We start from the raw sequence: 18,028 nt of genomic DNA on the forward strand, positions 1-18,028 counted from the left end.
CTGTGTCCCTATCGACGGACACGCGCGCAAACGCTGTACCCATCCTCGCGACCGCCGCGACGTCGTCACTGCGGCACGGCCCTTGCGCGATAAACGACGAGTGCGGACGCATCCCGTCCGTGATCGATCAACGGTTTATGGAGGACTCGACGATGAAACGCACAACGAAGAGCATGGCGATTTCGGCATTGCTGATGGGACTGGCGGGCGCGGTTTCGACTGGAGCCTGGGCGGCAGGTGCCGCAGGCGGTGGAGGTAGTGCGGGCGGTAGCGCAGGCGCGGCGGGCGGCAATGGATCAGCAGGCGTCGGTGCCGGCGGCATGGGAGGCGGAGGCGGTTCGTCCGGCGGCAACTCGGGTGTCGGTGCGGGTGGCGGCAACATGGGCGGCGCCGGTGGTGTAGGCGGCGTGGGCTCGCCGGGCACCGGGTCGGGTAGCCCGACGATGCATCCGGGCAACCCGGGGAGCAACTCTGGCTCGCCGGGTGTAACCGGTACAGGGGGTGGCGTCGGCACAGGTACGGGTGCGACGCCTAACTCGTCGATGAACCGGTCGAACAATAACGGTACTTACTCGCAACCGGGTGGGGCGATGCAGAACGGGCAATAGCATCGGACGTAGCCGCAGATAACAGCCTGCGGCTACGATCAGTGCGCGAGTATCCGCGTTGATGAACCTGATCCAGCGGCATCCGAATCCGCCGGATCAGGTCGATACCTGTCGCATGTTGCGACTGACGTCGACGCTCGTGATGAAAAGCGTTCTCGCGGATCGACCGCTTCCGCTTTAGCGCGGGGAGGATGTCGATGGCCGTTTATCGATAGAGGCGGCTTGCGTCTTCGTCCCAGGTAAAAATGCGTGCGGCCCCTACTCCACCACCCACGAAGCCAACGTATCCCCAAACCCACCCCGCGCACGACTCTCCTTCCGCGCGCTCGTCACAACCCGTGGCGCAGCACTCCACGCAATACTGGCCCCGGTCGCAATCAACAGATCAACCAGCGCCGCATCCTCGCTACAAGCAAGCGGCGGAAAACCACCTGCCCGCCGATAAGCATTCGCCGTCACCCCGAGATTCGCACCGTGCACATGACGATGCCCATCCGCATCGACATACATGCGATAGAACGTCTCGCGCACGTGCGGCGGATGATCGCTCCAGTCGTCGACCGACACAGGGCCGCACACCGCGTCAGCACCCAGCAGCAACTGAGCGACAAGCCAGTCCGCGCACACGCGCGTGTCCGCATCGGTGAACGCGAGCCAGCGCGCGCCGGCCGCGAGCAGCGCAGCCGCACCCGTCGCGCGCGCATGACCCACGTTGCGCGCGTCCACGTGCAGCAGCGCGACGCCGTATTCGAGCGCGATCGCGTGCGAATCGTCGGTACATGCGTCGAGCACGACCACCGTGTACACCGCTTCGCCGCGAAGTTGCGGATGCGCGGCCGCCGCGCGCACCGATGCGAGACACGCGGCGAGCAGCGCCGCCTCGTTGTGAACGGGAATCGCGATGCCGATCATGCGAACCCCTCGCGCTGCGCGACCGAACGCGGATCCTTCGACCACACATCGAGCAGCAGATCCGGCTCCACGTGATGCACGACGTGCGCAAGGCCAAGACGTTCGCCGAGCGCCGCATGCACCGGTTCGGGCCGCTGCGTCGCGCCGTCGAACGGATGCAGCCAGTGGCACGCGAGTACGGTCGCGTCGTCGGATAACGCGCCGCCAATGCGCTCGATCAGCGTATCCGTTGCAGACGGTGTCAGGTAGTAGACGAGTTCGCTCAGCACCAGCAGATCGAACGTGCCGTCGGGCCATTCGTCCGGCAACGTGCGGCGTTCGACGCGAACCTGCGCCGTCGAAGCGAGCCGCTCGCGTGCATGTTCGACGGCGTGCGCGCTGATATCGACGGCGAGCAATGCATCGCAGCGCGTCGCGAGCGCGGCGGCCAGTTCGCCGTTCGCGCAGCCTGCCTCGAATGCGTGGCGATAGCGTTCGCGCGGCAATACCGCGAGCGTCAGCATGCGCTTGCGCCGTTCATACCAGCGTTCGCGAAAACGCCATGGGTCCGCGTCGCGGGCAAACAGCGCATCGAACTGCGCGCGGTCGGGCGAGACCTCTTTCACAGCGTCCATGTCGTTCCGCCTTCGCTCAACGTGGCTTCGCCCAGTGCGGCGAGATCGCGCTCCGCGTGACTCTGTCGCAGGAACACCGGCAGATCGGCCATCAGCCGCGCGAAGCGCCGGTCGCGGCAGAACGGCGCAGGACCGAGCGCACGCGCGACATGCGAAATCGTCGCGGTAGCCGCCTGCTCGACCACGAGACGCGCGCGCAGCGCCGGCAACTGCGCATCCGCGTGCGGGTGCGCGTCGATCCACGCAGCGGTCTCGCGCAGCACGCACACGGCCCCCGCGAGCGCGACGTCGGCGGCACCGAGATGGGCGAGCGCATGAGGATCGACATGGGTGGGCGAGCGGCGCGCGAGTGCGCCCGTCAAGGTATCGCGCAGCATCGCGGCCGCGCCGTACCAGCACGCGGCAATGCCCGCACCGCCGTGCCAGAAACCGGGCCGTCGCAGATACGCTTGCGGTCCACCGACCATCGCGGCACGCACGCCGTCGAAGCGCACGTCGCAGGTCGCGCTCGCCGCCATGCCGACCGCGCGCCAGCCGTCCGGATCGATCGTCACGCCGGGGGCGTCGAGCGCCACGGCGACGAGGATTGGTCCGTCGTCGAGCCAGGCGGTCGCGAGCGCATGCGTCACGGCCTGCGCGCCGGAACACCATGCCTTCTTCCCGTCGATACGCAGTGCACCGGTTGTTGCGACACGCGTCGCGACGAGCCGCGCGTCGGGCGGCTCGGCGGCCCACACGCCCCAGCGCGCGCCACGCACGATCGCGTCCGATTCGAGTTCCGCGAGAATCGCCAGCGCGTCGGTGTGGCCCTCGTAGAGTTTGACGAGCGCGAGATCGCAGGCTGCGACCGTCGCCAGCGCGCGCCAGCGACTGCGCGTGTCGCCGTGCGCGGGCAGCGGCAAACGGTCGAGCCCCCGCTCGACGAGCGCCGCGAACGTGCGCGCGACTGCAGAGGTGTGATCCGCGGTGTCGAACGACGGCGCGTCCAACGACGAAGTGCTGTCGTGCAAAAACGATTGCAACGTTTCAATGGTATCGACCGGCATGAAGCTCTCGCAAGGATGTTGCAGTGCTTGAGCAAGCGTTGCGCCCGGCGCGCGCGAAGCCGCGGAACGTCGCTACGGCGGGCGTGTCTTCCGGTCCGGTTCAATCGCAGCAGCAGGCACCCCGTACGCGTGGCCGGTCGGGAACGATCGTTGCGCATCTAGTCAGGTGCCCGACACCGCAGCGCGTCCGGGCAATCGCGAAACATCGCGCAGCCCCCTGCTCCCGTTTGCGCGAATAAAACACAGGGCCCCCGCTGCGAGGCAAACACACACGTATGGAGAAAACAATGCGGCTTTCGTTGCTGATCAACTGCGCTGACCCGACGTTCTGTCACGACTATGCGGTCGTGTGGCTCGATACGGGGCAGCGGATATGGGTGCGGCAGGCGGGCGTGGGAATCGATCTTCCCGATGAAGGACTGCTGCGTATCGAGGCGGACGTCGCCGCGCTGCACGCGCGCGACGATCACGACATGGCGCGCGTCACGCTGCGCGGTCTCGTCGGCGATGCGCGGCAGCGCGCATGGTCCACACAAGGCGGCGCGGTATGGGTTTCGCAGACCCGTCACATGCCGATTGACGGCACGTGGCGTCTGCAGGCCGTCGATCGCACCGCTCCGCCGTCGACCTCGTCACGCGAAGAACGTGGGGGACGCAAAGTGCCGCCCCCGTCATCGATGCAGCCGGTTCAGCCTGGACAACCGCATCTCGCATGGCCGTCCGGCGTCCTGCTGAAGAGCGTCGGAAGGTAGTTCTTCATCGCGGTCGCCGGCTCAGGTTGCTGGCTCAGGTTGCCGACTCACCCAGGCCGCGCTGCGCTTCCTGCGCAGCGCGGCGTCTCACTTCCCTTCGCTCACTGTCCCTTCGTACCGCTGCTTGCGTCGGCGCCCGGCATGTCGGTCGTGTCGGTGGCGGACTTCTTGTTCGACATCTTGTGATGCTTCATCGCCTTCTTGTGAGTGCCCGGCGCGGAAGCCATCGGTGCCGGCGCGGTCGCGGCACCTGGACCGTTCGAGTTACCACCTTGCCCGGCTGTGCCTCCGCCCGAGCCACCGGCTGTGCCCTGTGCAAATGCGGCAGCGGAACTCACGAGCAGGATCGAGACGAGCGCTGCGTGGATAGGTGTCTTCATGATGTTTCCTCCGTCGGGATGGTGTTGTATCGAAGCGGCTCGTATCGCCGCGAGGACAGGAACGTCGCTCGACGGTTCAAACAGCAAGGGGTATGCCCCGGTGGGTCGCATGCGTGAATGTTGAGTCATCGCCGACACGCATGCGAGTGTTGCGATGCCGATCTCGATGCGCGTCGGCATGCATGACCACATCTATGCACATCTACGCTCGCCCGCATGAACGACGCACACTCGACGTTCGTGCAACGCGGCAATAGTTGCAATCGCGCCCGCCCTTTTACATCGCAGTGTGTCGGCTCGTCTCGCCGCATCTTCATCACCCACGCTCACCGTTTCGAACGATTAGCGCGAACAGGCAAACACAACTCGCAATTGCAAAACCGGGGAACGCAACTTGCGCGACTCCGGTCTGAACCACTTTTTCGCAGAGGAAACGCAGATGGCAGGCATCGTCCAGGAGTTCAAGCAGTTCGCGATCAAGGGCAACGTGATGGACCTCGCGGTCGGCGTGATCATCGGCGGCGCGTTCTCGACGATCGTCAATTCGATCGTGAAGGATCTGATCATGCCGGTGGTCGGCGTCGTGAGCGGCGGCTTCGATTTCTCGAACCGGTTTCTGCGCATCGGGCAGATTCCGGCGACATTCAAGGGCAACCCGGATTCGTACAAGGACCTGCAGACCGCCGGCGTCGCCGTGTTCGGCTACGGTTCGTTCATCACGATCGTGATCAACTTCATGATCCTCGCGTTCATCGTGTTTCTGATCGTGAAGGGGATCAACAAGCTGCGCGAACTCGAAGCGAAGCAACCCACCGACCCGGCCGCCCCGCCGCCCGCACCGCCCGAAGACGTGCTGCTGTTGCGCGAGATTCGCGACGAACTGAAGCAGCGGGAAAGGCAGCAGGCTTGATCCTGCTCTACGCGTTCAGTGCACGTCGTCAGACACGGCGGACGTGCGCCGCCAGTGCCCCGTCAACGGATCGATATGTCGCGCGAACGCAAACAGCGCGATGAGCCCCGGCAGCATCGCAACGAGCGCGAGCGTCTCGGACGTCGAAAGGATCATGAAGGTCTCCCTGCAGCACGCGGGTCCAGCCCACGATCCGCTATCAGCTGATCCACCGTGCGAATCACCTGACGCGGCGTAATCAGACGCGAGCACTCGAATTGCCGGTCGGTGCCTGCATGTCGCGGGCACCACGCGAAATTCGCGTGATCGAACTCGATGCCCGTATCGTTCCAGCAGCTGTTGCACGCATGAAAATTGATCACGCGATACGGCGTCTCGAACTCGTTATGCGGATGCGTGAAGCCGCTGATCATCACGACGGGACGCCCGAGCGCCCACGCGAGCCACGACAGTCCGCTGGAAAGTCCCACGAAAAAATCCGCGTGATGCAACAGACTCGCGCGTTCCTGTAGCGGCAGCGCACCGGTGAAATCCTCGCTGCCGTACGGGATCAGATTCCACAGCAGCTTCTCGCCATGCGCAGGCTCGCGATCGATGCACAGCACGCGATAGCCGAGGCCCTTCAGATGCTTGACGAGTTCGTACCAGCCGGTCGGATGATTCCAGTACTTGCACTGCGCCGACGACTGCGCGCCGATCACGACGTACGGCTCCGCGATGCGTCGTTCGGTGTCCGTGACTTCGATACGCGGACGGCGTTCGACCGGCGGCAAGCCGAGCAGATACGGCATCGTCTTTTGCAGACCGCTCACGCGAAAATCGGTCGGCTGATGGCTGCGGTCCGTGCACGGGAAGAAGATGCCGAGAAAGTAGCTCGCGTAAAGCTGCGGACGTAACGCGGCTTCTTCATCGGGTTCGATGTAGTGCAGCTCTGGGTATGCGCGTTCGAACAGCGTCCAGATATCGCGTCCCATCGACACAACCATTTCACAGCCGTGCCGCCGCCGGAATTCGTCGACATACGGAAACCACGCGATGATGTCGCCGAGCGTGCCGACCGGCAGCCGCGCATACACGCGCTGACCGGCGGCGTCGTACTCGTGCTCGAACACCGGCTCGCCGTGACGGAACACCTCGATGCGAAAGCGCACGAAATACTTCTTCGTGCTGGTCACCATCGCATCGGCAACTTCCTCGTCAAAGAGCACGACGTCGGCTTCGATATCGGTGAGTCGCACGCGCCAGCCGTCGCCCTGGACTTGCACGCGGCATCCGTAGTTGAAGTCGTAGCGGATGCCCGACGGGCCTTCGATCGTCGGCTCGCCTGCGTCGATGAAGGGCGCAGGGGCTGTGACTGCAATGGGGATTGCATCGTCCGCCTGCTGCGTGGGCGCTTCCAAAGTAGCTTCAATCGTCGACATCGCATCGCTCCCCGTGGCCGCGGTGGCCAACCTTACTGGCCAACCTCACTCGGCGTAACTCAACCCGACCGTGACCGCCCACGGCTGCGTATAGTCGTGTCCCTTGCCCGCGGTGAACGCGCCGTACGCGCGCACGTGTGCGGACAGCGCTGCCGACAGTCCCGCGCTCGCAGAGAACCAGGTGCGCGGCATCGAGCCCTGCAACGCAGTGCCGCCGACGGTGTCAGTCAAGTCACCGCCGAACACATGCGTCGCACCGAGCCGCACGAACGGCTCGAGTTTCATGTCGCCGACCGCGAACGATCCGCCGAACGACACGCCCGCGTCGCTGAACACGAGGTTCGACGCGGCGAGCGCGATCGGCGTGCCGAGCGTCGTGCCGTAGTCCACTGCGCCGCTGTGCTGATACGTGACCGACACGCGCGGTTCGGCCCACCAGCGGCCCGCGAGCGCGAGCCGTCGTCCGCCGTCGAGCGACAGCGCGTATCCGTTCTGGCTATAACTTGCCGACGCCGCGTTCGCCGCCGTCGTGACGCTAAGGTTTTCGCGCAGGCCGGTGTAGCGGACGATCGCATCGGCGAACACACCGGACGGATTGTCGTAGCTGCCGTACACGCCGAGATTCCACGGCCGCGCGGTGCCGCCGCCGATGTCATCGAACGATTCGTGCGCCTGTCCGAAGCCGCCCGTCACGCCGACGTACCAGCTACCGCCGCGCGTCGCGACGCGCCAGTCGCGACCGATCTGCGCGCCATAGAACTCGGTCGACGCCGATGTGCCTGCGGGGTCCGTGCGCAACTGCTGGTCGAATGCACGCACCCACAAACCGCCCTCCGACACACCGCCGCGATAGTCGTCCAGATGCGAGACCGTCTGCTGAACCTGCGCGTACCACAGCAGCGCGGGCAACGACGCGGCAGCCTGCGCGACCGACGCGATATCGCTGCGCTGGCCGGTGTTGTACAGGTAGTACTGGCCGCTCACGTCCTGCAGACCGAACTTGTACGCGCCGACGTCCATCGCGCTGACCGGTAGCGAAAAGGTCGCTGTACTACCGGTCGCATCGACGAGCAGCAGACGTTCGGTCGCACTGGTCGGCGGCGCGGTGCTCGCGTCGTGCACGCTCAGCGTGAAGGTGCCGCTGCCCTGCGACACGACCAGTCGATCCGCCTGCTGCGCACCGACGTTCGTGTTCATCACGAACTGACCGCTACCCGACAGCCCGTCGATCGACACGGTCTTGTAACCGCCGCTGCCCGGTGCGCCGAGCACGACGGTGCCGCCGCTCATCGCGAGTCCGCTCAGTGCGATCGCGGCGCCGCCGGTCAAGGCATCGGTCGAGGCTTCGGCGATGTTCAACGTGCCCGTAAGCGCGAGTCCTTGCACCGGTGCGGCAGCCGTCGTGCCCTGCGCAGTCGTGCCACCGACGTCGACGGTCAGCGTGCCGCCTGCGGCCACCGTCGTCTGTTCGATGCTGCCGCCGAGCAGCACGGCCTGCTGCGCGCCGCCGCCGACGGTCGTGCCGGTCGCGTCGCCGCCGCTCGACACCGTCATCGCGCCGCCTGCGATCGTCGCGCCGCTCGCGCTACCGCGTGCGAACACGGTCAACGAGCCGGCTGCGACGGTGGTATCGACCGCGAGCCCGCCGCCCGACACATACTGCTTGCCGCCCTGTACCTGCGTGCCCGACGTGAGGCCGCCCGAATACACGCGTTGCAAACCACCCGATGCGACGCTCGCGCCGTTCGCGACACCACCGCGCGACACGCCCATGCTGCCGCCCGACAACACCTGCGTCCCCGACGCGACGCCACCCGACGACACATACTGCGTGCCGCCCGACACCACCGTCGCGTTCGCCGAGCCGCCGGAGAAAACAGTCTGTGTGCCGTCGGCGGTGACGCTCGCGGACACCGCGCTGCCTCCTGCCGAGATGTATTGCGTGCCGCCCGAAATCACCGTGCCGTTTGCAAGGCCGCCCGAATACACGCGCTGCAAACCGCCCGACGCGACACTCGCACCATTCGCGACGCCCCCGCGCGACACACCCATGCTGCCGCCCGACAACACCTGCGTGTTCGTCGCAACACCACCCGACGACACATACTGCGTGCCGCCCGACACGACCGCGCCGATCGCCGAACCGCCCGACAGTACCGACTGCACGCCACCGCCGGCAATCACGGTCGTCGTCGCAAGGCCACCGCTCGACACCGCCTGACTGCCGCTCGCGTTAATGACGGTCGCGTTCGCGGTGCCACGCACACGCTGCGTCGCGCCGCTGTTGACGATCGTGCCGGTGACGGTCGCGCCCGCGCCGACCGTCGTCGCGCAAGTGGGACCGCCGGGCAGCGTCTGGTTGTCGCAGGATTGCGCGAGCGCCTGAACGTGCGCACCGGCGAACGGCAGCACGGCCGCGAGCATTGCGGCAGGTTTCGACAGCGTGCGGTAGCGCGACGACGCAGCGGACGTGGTGTGCGTCGTGCACGCGCTGGACGTGGACAGACGAGGGCCGTCCGCCCGTGAGGATCGGGTAGTCAAAACGTGTCTCCTTGCATTGTTATCGACGCGGCGTCGCTTGTGCGATTCTTGCGATTCTTGCGCCGCGATACCCCGTAGGGTTGCGATCAGCGGATCGGCATCGGATCGCCTCTGTGCATATCGTGAATGGGGTGCTGGTCGAACAGCGCGGCGAGCCCCGCCTCCGACGTGAAAATCCCCGCGCCGTCGTGGCCCATGCCGGGCACCTCGAACACGCGATGATTCAGGTTGTCGCCGTGACGCATCCGCATGTAGCGCGCGTAGGCGCGGCCCCGCTCCAGACGATGCGCGCCCTGCGCCTGCGCGGCACACGATGTGTCGAGTGCGGGATGCCGCGGATCGCAGTCGTCGCCGCCGAGCAGCAGCACGACGTCGCGTTGCGCATAGGCCGCTTCGAGCCCGGCAGCAGACCCGCCGCGCATCGCTTCGAGTGCATACGCGGGCAAGCGTTTCAGGCCGTATTTCCAGTCGTCGAAGCCGGGGCAGCGCGCATCGTCGAACGTGATGAACGCGCCGTCCGCGGTTGGACGCAGCGCATCGAAATACACATACGACGACGGATTCGCGATCACGTAACGCACCGCGATGCCGTGCGTCGCAAGCTGCGCTTCGCCGCGCGTGACGACCGCATAGCGCTGCGCGACCTGGCCGCCGCCCGAGTGACCTGCGATCACGACCGTCGACAGCGCAGGAAAACGCTCGCGCTGCGCGAGACGCCGCAGGATCGCGTCGAGCACATCGAACGAACTGATCGGCGCGGGACCGAGCGACGGATCGCCACCCATCCAGCCGGTCCAGTCCCAGTGCAGCGTCGTCGCGTCGAGGCGATGCGCGTCGACGTCGGCCGTCGCGAGAAACTGCGGGACGACGAGCAGCGTGTCGCGCGCATCGTCGCCGGCTGCCGTGCGCGCCTGTTCCGCGAGACGGAAATACGCGTCGGCGTTGCGCAACCGGCCGTGCATCAGGATCACGACACGGCGCACGTCGGGCTGCGGCGCGTCCCACGCACCCGCCTGATTACTCGAGAACACCGGCACCGTCCCGGTGCCCGTCTCCGTTCCTACAGCAATGCGTTGCGGCGCGACGACCGGAACGGGGCGCTCGTTCGGCGCGCGTTCGTCGTCGCGATGAAAAATCTCGGTCATGCGTCAGGACTCGTATGAACGGCCGGGTGGGTGGACGCATGAGTGGACGCGTCCGCTGCGTCGTATGCAGGCGTGCGCCCGGCCTTCGTGAAGAACACCATCGCCAGCGAAAGAACGCCCGCGAAGATCAGATAGAACGCCGGCGTGAAACTGCTGCCGGACAGATGCGTGAGCCACGTGATCGTCAACGGCGCGAGGCCGCCGAACAGCGTGACCGCGATGTTGTACGACAGCGCCACGCCGGTCGACCGGTTACGCACCGGGAACAGCGTCGCGAGCATGCCCGGATGCGGTCCCGACATCGCCGCGAGGAACACCGTCGCGATCATTTGCGCGATGAACAGACGCAGCGGCGTCGGGTGCGAGATCACGAAGTGGAACAGCGGGTACGCGCAGATCACCCACGCGATCACGATCGGATAGAACAGGCGATACGGACCGAAGCGATCGGCGAGCTTGCCCGATACCGGGAACAGGAACAGGTTCAGCGCACCGGATGCGAACGCGCCGAGCAGCGCGGTCGACAGCGGCAGATGCAGTTGCCGCTCGACATACAGCGACAGGTACGAGTGCCACACATAGTTGGTCGCCGCGCCGACGATGATCACGCCCATCGCGCAGATCACCGCATCGTGATTCGTGCGGAAAAATTCGCGCACCGTCTGACGCGGAGGCACGACACCACCATGGCTGTCGTGCTCGCGCAGCGCTTCGAACTCCGGCGATTCGGCGACGCGATGGCGGATGTAGAAACCCATCGGCCCCGCGAGCGAGCCCATCAGGAACGGCAACCGCCAGCCCCACGAGACGAGTTGCGCGTGCGACAGCTGCGTCGTCAGCAGCCAGCCGACACCCGACGACAGCAGCAGCGCAAACGCCTGCGACGACATGTTGAAGCTGCCGTAGAACATCTTCTTGCCGGGCGGCGCGTACTCGACCAGCATCGCGGACGCGGTCGCGAACTGCCCACCGACCGACAGCCCCTGCAACAGCCGCGCAAGCACGATCAACAGCGGCGCGGCGATGCCGATCGTCGCGTACGAAGGCGTCAGCCCCATCAGCAGCGTGCTCGCCGCCATCGACACAATCAGCAATGCCAGCGCGCGACGCCGGCCGACACGATCCGCGTACACGCCAAGCAGAATCCCGCCGAGCGGCCGCACGAAGAAGCCGATCGCGAAGGTCGCGAGCGTCAGCGCGATCGACAGGAACGCGTTGTCACCCGGGAAAAACACCTGCGCGATGATCTTCGAGAAATAGCCGTAGATCAGGAAGTCGAACCATTCGAGCCCGTTGCCGAGCACCGACGCGAAGATCGCGCGCCGGACCATCGCGCGGCTCAGCGCGGGTTGCACGGGTAACGCTTCGGGCGTCCCGGTATTGGCAGTCAGATCGTTCATGGTGTGCATTGCCCCGCCCCGAACATGGCCGCGAGCGCGCACGGCGAGCGCAGCATCCGCGCGCCGTTGTGGCCCACTCCCGGCACGACATGGAAACTCTGGTTCAGGCCGTCGGGATGACGACCCTGCAGGTACGCGAAATACGCAGTCGCACGGGCGACCCGCTGCGGTCCCTGCGCTTCGGCCGCGCAGCTTTTATCGAGCGCCGGATGCTGCGGATCGTCGTCCGCGCCGCCGACCAGATAATCGACACGACGCTTCGCATACGCAGCTTCGAGTTGCGCGGGCGTGCGGTCGGCGATGTATGCGGGGCGCTCGCCCATGCCGTACTTCCATGCGTCGAATGACGGACACGTCGACGCGTCGAACGGCTTCAGCACGTTCTGCGCGGTCGGCCGTTCGTCGTTGAAATACGCGTACGACGACGGGCTCGACACGACGTAGCGAACGTCGATGCCTTCGTCGGTGAGCACTTTCAGGTCGTGCGCGGCGATCGCGTAACGCTGCACGACCTGGGCGCCGCCCGAGTGTCCCGCGAACGCGACGTGCTTCAGGTTCGGAAACAGCTTCCGGTCGGCAAGCCGCTCGACGATCGCATCGAGCACCGCATACGAGCTGATCGGTACGCTGCCTTCGGCGGCCTCGCCGCCCATCCATGCGTTGTCTTTCCAGCGCAGTAAATCGGCGGGCTCGGAGCGGACCTGCGTATCGACAGTCGCGAGAAACTGCGGCGCGATCAGCAGCGTGGTGTCGGCACTTGCACCAGTACTCGCGCCGGCGCTGTCGCGTGCTTTCTCCGCGGTCTTGAAGTACGTGTCCGCGTTGCGCAGCTTGCCGTGAATCACGATCACCGCGCGTTCGACCTTCGGCTGCGGCACGTTCCAGTCGGCGGACAGGTACAGCGGAAACTGCGCGTGCCCTTGCGGCGTGTCGATCGTAAAACGCGTGTCCGAGATCGTGCCGACCGGATGCAGGTTCGGCTGGTATTCGTGCTGTGCCGCGTGCGCGAATACCGACACCGTTGCCGCAAGCGCGAACGCTGCTGCGAGCTGCCGCATCGTTCGCTGTCCCATCGCTTTCATGTCGTTGCTCCTTGCGTCATTGCGCCTGCGTCTGCGTCTGCCTTTGCATCGCACCATCAGAACCGATGTCGGATCCCCACCGTCACACCGGTCTGGTTCGCGCCGAACGCGGTTTCGTCGGTCGTGCCGACCGGTGTGAAGGTGCCGTTCGCGTAGCGCGTCGCGGCGGCGTACGCGACCGTCGCGTACACGTCGGTACGCTTCGACAGCGAGTAGTCGGTGCTCAGCACGTTCATCCACGCGTTCGATACGTTCGCGGCCTTGTTCGCCTGATAGTACGTCCCCCACGTCACGCGCAGAAACGGCGTGACCCGATAACGCGCGCCGCCGAACCACATCGCCGACGATACCGTTGCACCCTTCGTCGGGTTGCTCAGAAAGTGCTCGTAGCCGCCCATCAGCGTCAGCGAGCCGCCGACGTCCTGGCGGACCGACGCGCTCCAGTTGCGCGTCTTCGACCAGTTGCCGGCCGTGTTGATCGCGCCGTTGCGGTAGTCGTACGCGAGCGCCGCGGAAAACGTGCCCATGTCGTACTCGAGGCCCGCGCCGTACGCGGCGCTGCTCTGGAACGAGTCAGCGTCGCCGCCGAAGCTGTAGTCGCCGATCGCCGTCAGGCCGCCGAAGTGGCCCACGTACTTGACCGAATTGTTCAGACGGGCCTTGTACGAGAAGCTGTCCGACGTACCGGTGGTCGGAAACCACGTGTACTGCGGGGCGTACCCCATCGGGTCGTAGTGTTCGAGGATGTCGTACATGGCGGTGTACTGCAAACCGGCGGACAGCGAACCGAATGCATTCGACAGCCCGACCGCCGCCGTCCGGTTGAACAGGACGCCTGCGGTCGCGTTAGTGCCGTCGTTGCTGTTGATCCCCGCTTCCAGCACGAAGAACGCCGAATTGCCGCCGCCGAGGTCTTCGGTGCCGCGCATCCCGAAGCGCGAATTGCTCAGGCCACCGGAGTTTTCGCGCACGAGGGTGCCGCCGGTCGCGCTCGCGTGATTCAGGAATTCGATGTTGGTGTCGAGCACCCCGTACAGGGTGACGGACGATTGTGCATGCGCCGAGACGCACGCGACGCCGGCCAATGCCGCGGCGAGATAGTGCTTTTTCATGGTCTTGTCTCCAGTCGATCGTTGTTGTTCGCATTCGTGAGGGATGCGCTGGGCATGATCGTAGGGACGATGCTGGTACATGTAAAATACATATTTTCCGTACCTGCCATATACTTTGAATATGGCACAAGGTTGCTGCCGGAGGAGCCCGCATCATGGAACTGCGTCACCTGCGTTATTTTCTGGCCGTCGCCGAAGAAGGCCAGTTCACCCGCGCGGCCGAACGGCTCTCGATGCAACAGCCGCCGCTGTCGCAGCAGATCCGCATGCTCGAGGAGGAGCTGGGCTTCGATCTGTTCATGCGGCTGCCGCGCGGCGTCGTGCTGACGCCGGCCGGCAAGGCATTCGCGCTGGACTCGCAGCGCATTGTCGAGGGTTTGCAGCAGGCGGCCGAACGCGCGAAGCGGATCGCGCGCGGCGAGATCGGCACGATCGCGATCGGCCTCACGAGCTCGGCGGGTTTTCATCCGCTGACGACCGAAGCGATCCGCGAGTTTCGTCGACTGCATCCCGACGTCGGTATCGATCTGCCCGATCTGAATGCGGCCGAGGTTAACGAACGGCTCGCGAGCGGCCTCGTGCACGTTGCGTTTCTGCGCAAACCGGTCGAGCGGCCCGCGGGGCTCGCATTCGAAATCCTCGACGAGGAGCCGATGGTCGTCGTGCTGCCCGACGGGCATCCACTGCTGAAGCGGCGCCGTACCGCGCAACCGGAAGTCGCGCTCGAAACGCTCGCCGAAGAAGACTTCATCCTCGTGCGCCGCCCCGGCGCGCCGGGGATGTACGCGGACATTCTCACCGCGTGCCGGCAGGCGGGGTTCTCGCCGAACATCGCGCGCGAGGTGCCGCGGATGCTGTCGGGCATCAAGCTCGTCGCGGCCGGACTTGGCGTGACGCTGGTGCCTGCATCGATGCAGCGCTATAGCCAGGTGGGTGTGGTCTATTGCCGATTGAAAAAACCGCCGACGTTGACCGCGCCGTTGCACATCAGTTATGCGCAGGCGACGTTAGGCAGCGCGAGCAACGGCGCGGCGAGCCGCTTTATCGAATTCGTGCTGGAGAAGTATCGGTTGCGCGGCGCGCATTAGCATCGGCGTTTGTGCGTGGCGCGACTCGCGCGCAACCGCGCGCGACGATTTCCGCTACATTGAACGGCGACGCATCGATAGCTCATCTCGAAGCCGCTTGCGGAAATACACAGAACCGGAGAACCCATGGCAACGGATCAACCCTACTCGCCCACCGCGCCGTCACGCGCCGACGTCGACGCGCTGCCCGGCACCGTCGTGCTCGACTTCGGCACCGACTGGTGCGGCTATTGCCAGGGCGCACAGCCGCTGATCGAAGAAGGCTTCGCGCAGCATCCGGGCGTGCGCCATCTGAAGATCGAGGACGGACCGGGGCGCCCGCTCGGACGATCGTTCAAGGTCAAGCTGTGGCCCACGCTGATCTTTCTGCGCGAAGGCAAGGAGGTCGCGCGCATCGTGCGGCCGACCGATACGGCATCGATCGCAGATGGATTTGCGGCGCTTGGGTAAGGTCGCGTCGCGGGACAAGCTTATTGCTGCGACTGCGCGCCGTCCTTCGAACCCTTCGCGGCGCCCGGCCCAGGTTTTCTGAACATCGTCTTGCAGCCGGGACTCAGCTCCTGGTAGTGCGTCTTCATGCAGGCTGTGATTTTTTCCTTGTTCGGAATCTCCGACGAGCAAAAATGTATCGCATCGCCCTTGCAGGCTTTGGTCTGCTCGTCGCGCGATGCAGCGTGCGACGTGGTGACGGCAAACAGCAGCATCAGTGCAGCGGCGAATCGCGAAGCAATCGTGATGGAGCGCATGGTTCGGTACCCGTTGTGAGTGATGCCGCTGCTTCAGCATTTTTCGCGCCTGAGCGACGGGCTGCGGGCGATAGCAGCGCCTGCCGCAATCATTCATCGTCGTCGCGTGCAACTGTGCTGTTGCCCGCTGCGTCGACTGTCCCTTTCCGCGACGCTTCATACCGTTGCAAAATGCATCGGCAACACGCGCACGCACCGCACTGTCGCCCCCCTCCTTCGCCGAGCCCCTTCGAGGACACCCATGCCGCACGACGTTTTCTCCGCGCAACTGCTGCTCGCCTGCACCGTCTACCTGGTCGGCACCGCGAGCCCCGGCCCAAGCAATCTCGCGATCATGTCGCTCGCGATGAGCAGTGGCCGCCGCGCCGCGCTGACGTTCGCGTGCGGTGTGCTGTCCGGCTCGTTCTTCTGGGCCAGCACGGCGACGCTCGGCCTCGCCGCCGTGCTGGCCGCGTGCTCGACGCTGTTGATCGGGATCAAGATCGCGGGCGGTCTCTATCTGCTGTGGCTCGCGCTGAAGTCCGCACGCGCTGCGCTAACCCGCGACACGCAGGGACCGGCCGCCAACGCATCCGCCGCGCAGGTTTATTCGGGCCGCCAGCTCTATCTGCGCGGCCTGATGCTGCATCTGACCAATCCGAAAGCGGTACTCGTGTGGTTGTCGATCGTGTCGCTGACCGTGTCGGGCCAACCATCGCACGCGGGCCCCGCGCATCCGGCGGTGCTCGTCGCGAGTTGCCTGACGATCGGCGTCGCCGTGTTCTGCAGCTATGCGGTGCTGTTCTCGACCGCATCCGCGCGGCGCATTTACGTCGCGATCCGACGCTGGTTCGAAGCGTCGCTCGCGATCGCCTTCGGCGCTGCCGGCGTGAAGTTGCTGCTGTCGAAAAGCTGACAGCGAAGCCCACCGCACAACGCCTGTGGGCTTCCCTGCACGACCGTTCAACCTGACCTATAGTACGTGCCGAGGTTCAATGCCGGCGCGGCTCAGCGGCGTCCACATATTGAGATTTGCTGTGCGAAGCAATCCACGTTGTCCGCACAATCCGTCATCGATCCTCACGTAGCCTCTCGATAAACGCATATAAATCTATGCCGGCGCGGATGCAGTCGGTCCGCTCCATCACGCGGAGAAAAGGATGAGAAAGAGGAAGACACTCATGGTCGCGGCGTTGTTGACGACAGCCGCAGCCGGGGCCCAGGCGCAATCCAGCGTCACGCTGTACGGACGCGTCGACGCGGGCCTCGAATACATGACCGGCGTACCGACAGGCGTCGGCGCCAACGGCCAGGCCACTGGAAGTTCACATCGCTTCAGGGCGGAAAGCGGCGACTGGGGCACGAGCCTGTGGGGCTTGAAGGGTCGCGAGGATCTCGGCAACGGACTCGCAGCAGTGTTCCACCTGGAAGGCTCGTTCAATACGATGAACGGCACGATGAGCCCCGACGGTCTCTTCGATCGATACGCGACGGTCGGTATCGCGAGCCAGCAGTTCGGTACGTTGCTGCTCGGTCGCGAACTGTTCATCTCGAACGGCGTGTGGGACTTCGATCCGTTCGGTCAGTCGAACTGGTCGTCGGCGTCGCTGGTGCGCGGCCGCAACTGGCTGCATTCGAGTAACAACATTTCGTATCAGTCGCCGACGTTCGGCGGGTTCGATGCGTTCGGCCAGTACGCGCTGTCGAATGCGACCAACTGGAACGGTAACGGCTCGACGCCGCAAGGTCGCTGGGCCGGTCTGCAGCTGACCTACACGTCGCCGCTCTTTCAGGTACGCGGCATCTACGACGAAATCCGCAATTCGCAAAACGGCCAGCTGACCGACCCGTTCAACGCATCGCGCGAATACACGGCGGCCGTCAACGTGTTCCTCGGCAAGTTCAAGATCCAGGGCGCGTATCAGGCGATCCGCACGTCGGGCGACGGCGTGGCGACGGGCTCGCCGACCACGCTCGATCACGAATGGGGCGGCATAACGTACCAGGCCACGCCGGCCGCCGCGCTGATCGCAGCCGTGTATCACGTGAACGCGAACAAGGGCCAGGGCAACGCGACGATCTACACGATCGGCGGCAGCTACAACCTGTCGAAGCGCACACTGCTCGACCTGCAGATTGCTACGGTGCAGAACAGCAAGACGGCAAACTTTGGGCTGAATGCGAACAATGCGGGCGATACCGCCGCAACCGACAATCCGCTTGTCGGTCATAGCCAGTCGGGTGTGTACGCGGGTATCCAGCACTCGTTCTGATTCTGATCGTAGTATCCGC

General features: G+C 65.4%; 19 protein-coding genes. 7 read left to right on the forward strand and 12 right to left on the reverse strand.

Features of this window, described 5'->3' with window-relative positions:
- Positions 1 to 152 precede the first annotated feature (152 nt).
- On the forward strand, positions 153 to 608 hold the full coding sequence (locus E1748_RS04385; protein WP_133645914.1) for a hypothetical protein: 456 nt from the start codon (positions 153 to 155) through the stop codon (positions 606 to 608).
- A gap of 258 nt (positions 609 to 866) precedes the next feature.
- Here the strand turns inward: E1748_RS04385 and E1748_RS04390 are convergent, their stop codons facing one another.
- Genes E1748_RS04390 through E1748_RS04400 form a run of 3 tightly spaced genes read right to left on the reverse strand, consistent with a single transcriptional unit; the run spans position 867 to position 3,180 of the window.
- Entirely contained in the window at positions 867 to 1,520 is a 654-nt protein-coding gene (locus tag E1748_RS04390; RefSeq protein ID WP_133645915.1) for a glycosyltransferase, read from the reverse strand.
- The gene (locus E1748_RS04395; RefSeq protein ID WP_133645916.1) at positions 1,517 to 2,134 is read right to left on the reverse strand and encodes an SAM-dependent methyltransferase; all 618 of its coding nucleotides are present in this window, start codon (positions 2,132 to 2,134) and stop codon (positions 1,517 to 1,519) included. The genes E1748_RS04390 and E1748_RS04395 overlap by 4 nt, the downstream gene beginning before the upstream one ends.
- Entirely contained in the window at positions 2,122 to 3,180 is a 1,059-nt protein-coding gene (locus E1748_RS04400) for an acyl-CoA dehydrogenase family protein (protein WP_133645917.1), read from the reverse strand. Before E1748_RS04400 ends, E1748_RS04395 begins: the two co-directional genes overlap by 13 nt.
- Before the next feature lie 287 nt (positions 3,181 to 3,467).
- Between E1748_RS04400 and E1748_RS04405 the strand changes: the two genes are divergently transcribed.
- Positions 3,468 to 3,932, forward strand: coding sequence for a DUF3564 family protein (locus tag E1748_RS04405; RefSeq protein ID WP_133645918.1), 465 nt, complete (start codon positions 3,468 to 3,470; stop codon positions 3,930 to 3,932).
- Positions 3,933 to 4,033: 101 nt separating this feature from the next.
- Here E1748_RS04405 and E1748_RS04410 read toward each other — a convergent pair whose 3' ends face one another.
- Positions 4,034 to 4,312, reverse strand: a complete 279-nt coding sequence (locus E1748_RS04410) for a hypothetical protein (RefSeq protein ID WP_133645919.1) — start codon at positions 4,310 to 4,312, stop codon at positions 4,034 to 4,036.
- Between the two features lie 439 nt (positions 4,313 to 4,751).
- On the opposite strand from E1748_RS04410, the gene mscL reads away from it, so the two are divergent.
- Positions 4,752 to 5,222: a large conductance mechanosensitive channel protein MscL gene (mscL, locus tag E1748_RS04415; RefSeq protein ID WP_133645920.1), complete on the forward strand. Its 471-nt coding sequence runs from the start codon at positions 4,752 to 4,754 to the stop codon at positions 5,220 to 5,222.
- Between the two features lie 15 nt (positions 5,223 to 5,237).
- Here mscL and E1748_RS31410 read toward each other — a convergent pair whose 3' ends face one another.
- The 7 genes from E1748_RS31410 to E1748_RS04445 all read right to left on the reverse strand — a co-directional run bounded on the left by E1748_RS31410 (position 5,238) and on the right by E1748_RS04445 (position 13,923).
- Positions 5,238 to 5,378 (reverse strand): hypothetical protein, encoded by a 141-nt coding sequence (locus E1748_RS31410; protein ID WP_166653499.1) that lies wholly within the window; start codon positions 5,376 to 5,378, stop codon positions 5,238 to 5,240.
- Positions 5,375 to 6,643, reverse strand: coding sequence for an autotransporter strand-loop-strand O-heptosyltransferase (locus E1748_RS04420; RefSeq protein ID WP_133645921.1), 1,269 nt, complete (start codon positions 6,641 to 6,643; stop codon positions 5,375 to 5,377). The genes E1748_RS31410 and E1748_RS04420 overlap by 4 nt, the downstream gene beginning before the upstream one ends.
- 45 nt (positions 6,644 to 6,688) lie before the next feature.
- Positions 6,689 to 9,184: an autotransporter outer membrane beta-barrel domain-containing protein gene (locus E1748_RS04425; protein ID WP_133645922.1), complete on the reverse strand. Its 2,496-nt coding sequence runs from the start codon at positions 9,182 to 9,184 to the stop codon at positions 6,689 to 6,691.
- 86 nt (positions 9,185 to 9,270) lie between these two features.
- Positions 9,271 to 10,329: an alpha/beta fold hydrolase gene (locus E1748_RS04430; RefSeq protein ID WP_133645923.1), complete on the reverse strand. Its 1,059-nt coding sequence runs from the start codon at positions 10,327 to 10,329 to the stop codon at positions 9,271 to 9,273.
- Positions 10,326 to 11,729: an MFS transporter gene (locus tag E1748_RS04435; protein WP_133645924.1), complete on the reverse strand. Its 1,404-nt coding sequence runs from the start codon at positions 11,727 to 11,729 to the stop codon at positions 10,326 to 10,328. Before E1748_RS04435 ends, E1748_RS04430 begins: the two co-directional genes overlap by 4 nt.
- Positions 11,726 to 12,802 carry an alpha/beta hydrolase gene (locus E1748_RS04440; protein ID WP_420819314.1) on the reverse strand — a complete coding sequence of 359 codons (1,077 nt, stop codon included), beginning with the start codon at positions 12,800 to 12,802 and terminating at the stop codon, positions 11,726 to 11,728. Before E1748_RS04440 ends, E1748_RS04435 begins: the two co-directional genes overlap by 4 nt.
- Positions 12,803 to 12,867: 65 nt before the next feature.
- The gene (locus E1748_RS04445) at positions 12,868 to 13,923 is read right to left on the reverse strand and encodes a porin (RefSeq protein WP_133645925.1); all 1,056 of its coding nucleotides are present in this window, start codon (positions 13,921 to 13,923) and stop codon (positions 12,868 to 12,870) included.
- Between the two features lie 155 nt (positions 13,924 to 14,078).
- On the opposite strand from E1748_RS04445, the gene E1748_RS04450 reads away from it, so the two are divergent.
- Both E1748_RS04450 and E1748_RS04455 read left to right on the forward strand, forming a co-directional pair.
- Positions 14,079 to 15,011, forward strand: coding sequence for a LysR family transcriptional regulator (locus E1748_RS04450; RefSeq protein ID WP_133645926.1), 933 nt, complete (start codon positions 14,079 to 14,081; stop codon positions 15,009 to 15,011).
- A 126-nt stretch (positions 15,012 to 15,137) separates the two neighbouring features.
- Positions 15,138 to 15,461: a thioredoxin family protein gene (locus E1748_RS04455; RefSeq protein WP_133645927.1), complete on the forward strand. Its 324-nt coding sequence runs from the start codon at positions 15,138 to 15,140 to the stop codon at positions 15,459 to 15,461.
- Positions 15,462 to 15,481: 20 nt separating this feature from the next.
- Here the strand turns inward: E1748_RS04455 and E1748_RS04460 are convergent, their stop codons facing one another.
- Positions 15,482 to 15,757 carry a hypothetical protein gene (locus tag E1748_RS04460; RefSeq protein WP_133645928.1) on the reverse strand — a complete coding sequence of 92 codons (276 nt, stop codon included), beginning with the start codon at positions 15,755 to 15,757 and terminating at the stop codon, positions 15,482 to 15,484.
- Between the two features lie 241 nt (positions 15,758 to 15,998).
- Here E1748_RS04460 and E1748_RS04465 point away from each other — a divergent pair, with 241 nt between their 5' ends.
- On the forward strand, positions 15,999 to 16,652 hold the full coding sequence (locus E1748_RS04465) for a LysE family translocator (protein WP_133645929.1): 654 nt from the start codon (positions 15,999 to 16,001) through the stop codon (positions 16,650 to 16,652).
- A gap of 244 nt (positions 16,653 to 16,896) precedes the next feature.
- The gene (locus tag E1748_RS04470; RefSeq protein ID WP_133645930.1) at positions 16,897 to 18,009 is read left to right on the forward strand and encodes a porin; all 1,113 of its coding nucleotides are present in this window, start codon (positions 16,897 to 16,899) and stop codon (positions 18,007 to 18,009) included.
- Positions 18,010 to 18,028 lie beyond the last annotated feature (19 nt).

It is taken from the genome of Paraburkholderia flava (assembly GCF_004359985.1).
In the GTDB taxonomy this organism is placed as follows: domain Bacteria; phylum Pseudomonadota; class Gammaproteobacteria; order Burkholderiales; family Burkholderiaceae; genus Paraburkholderia; species Paraburkholderia flava.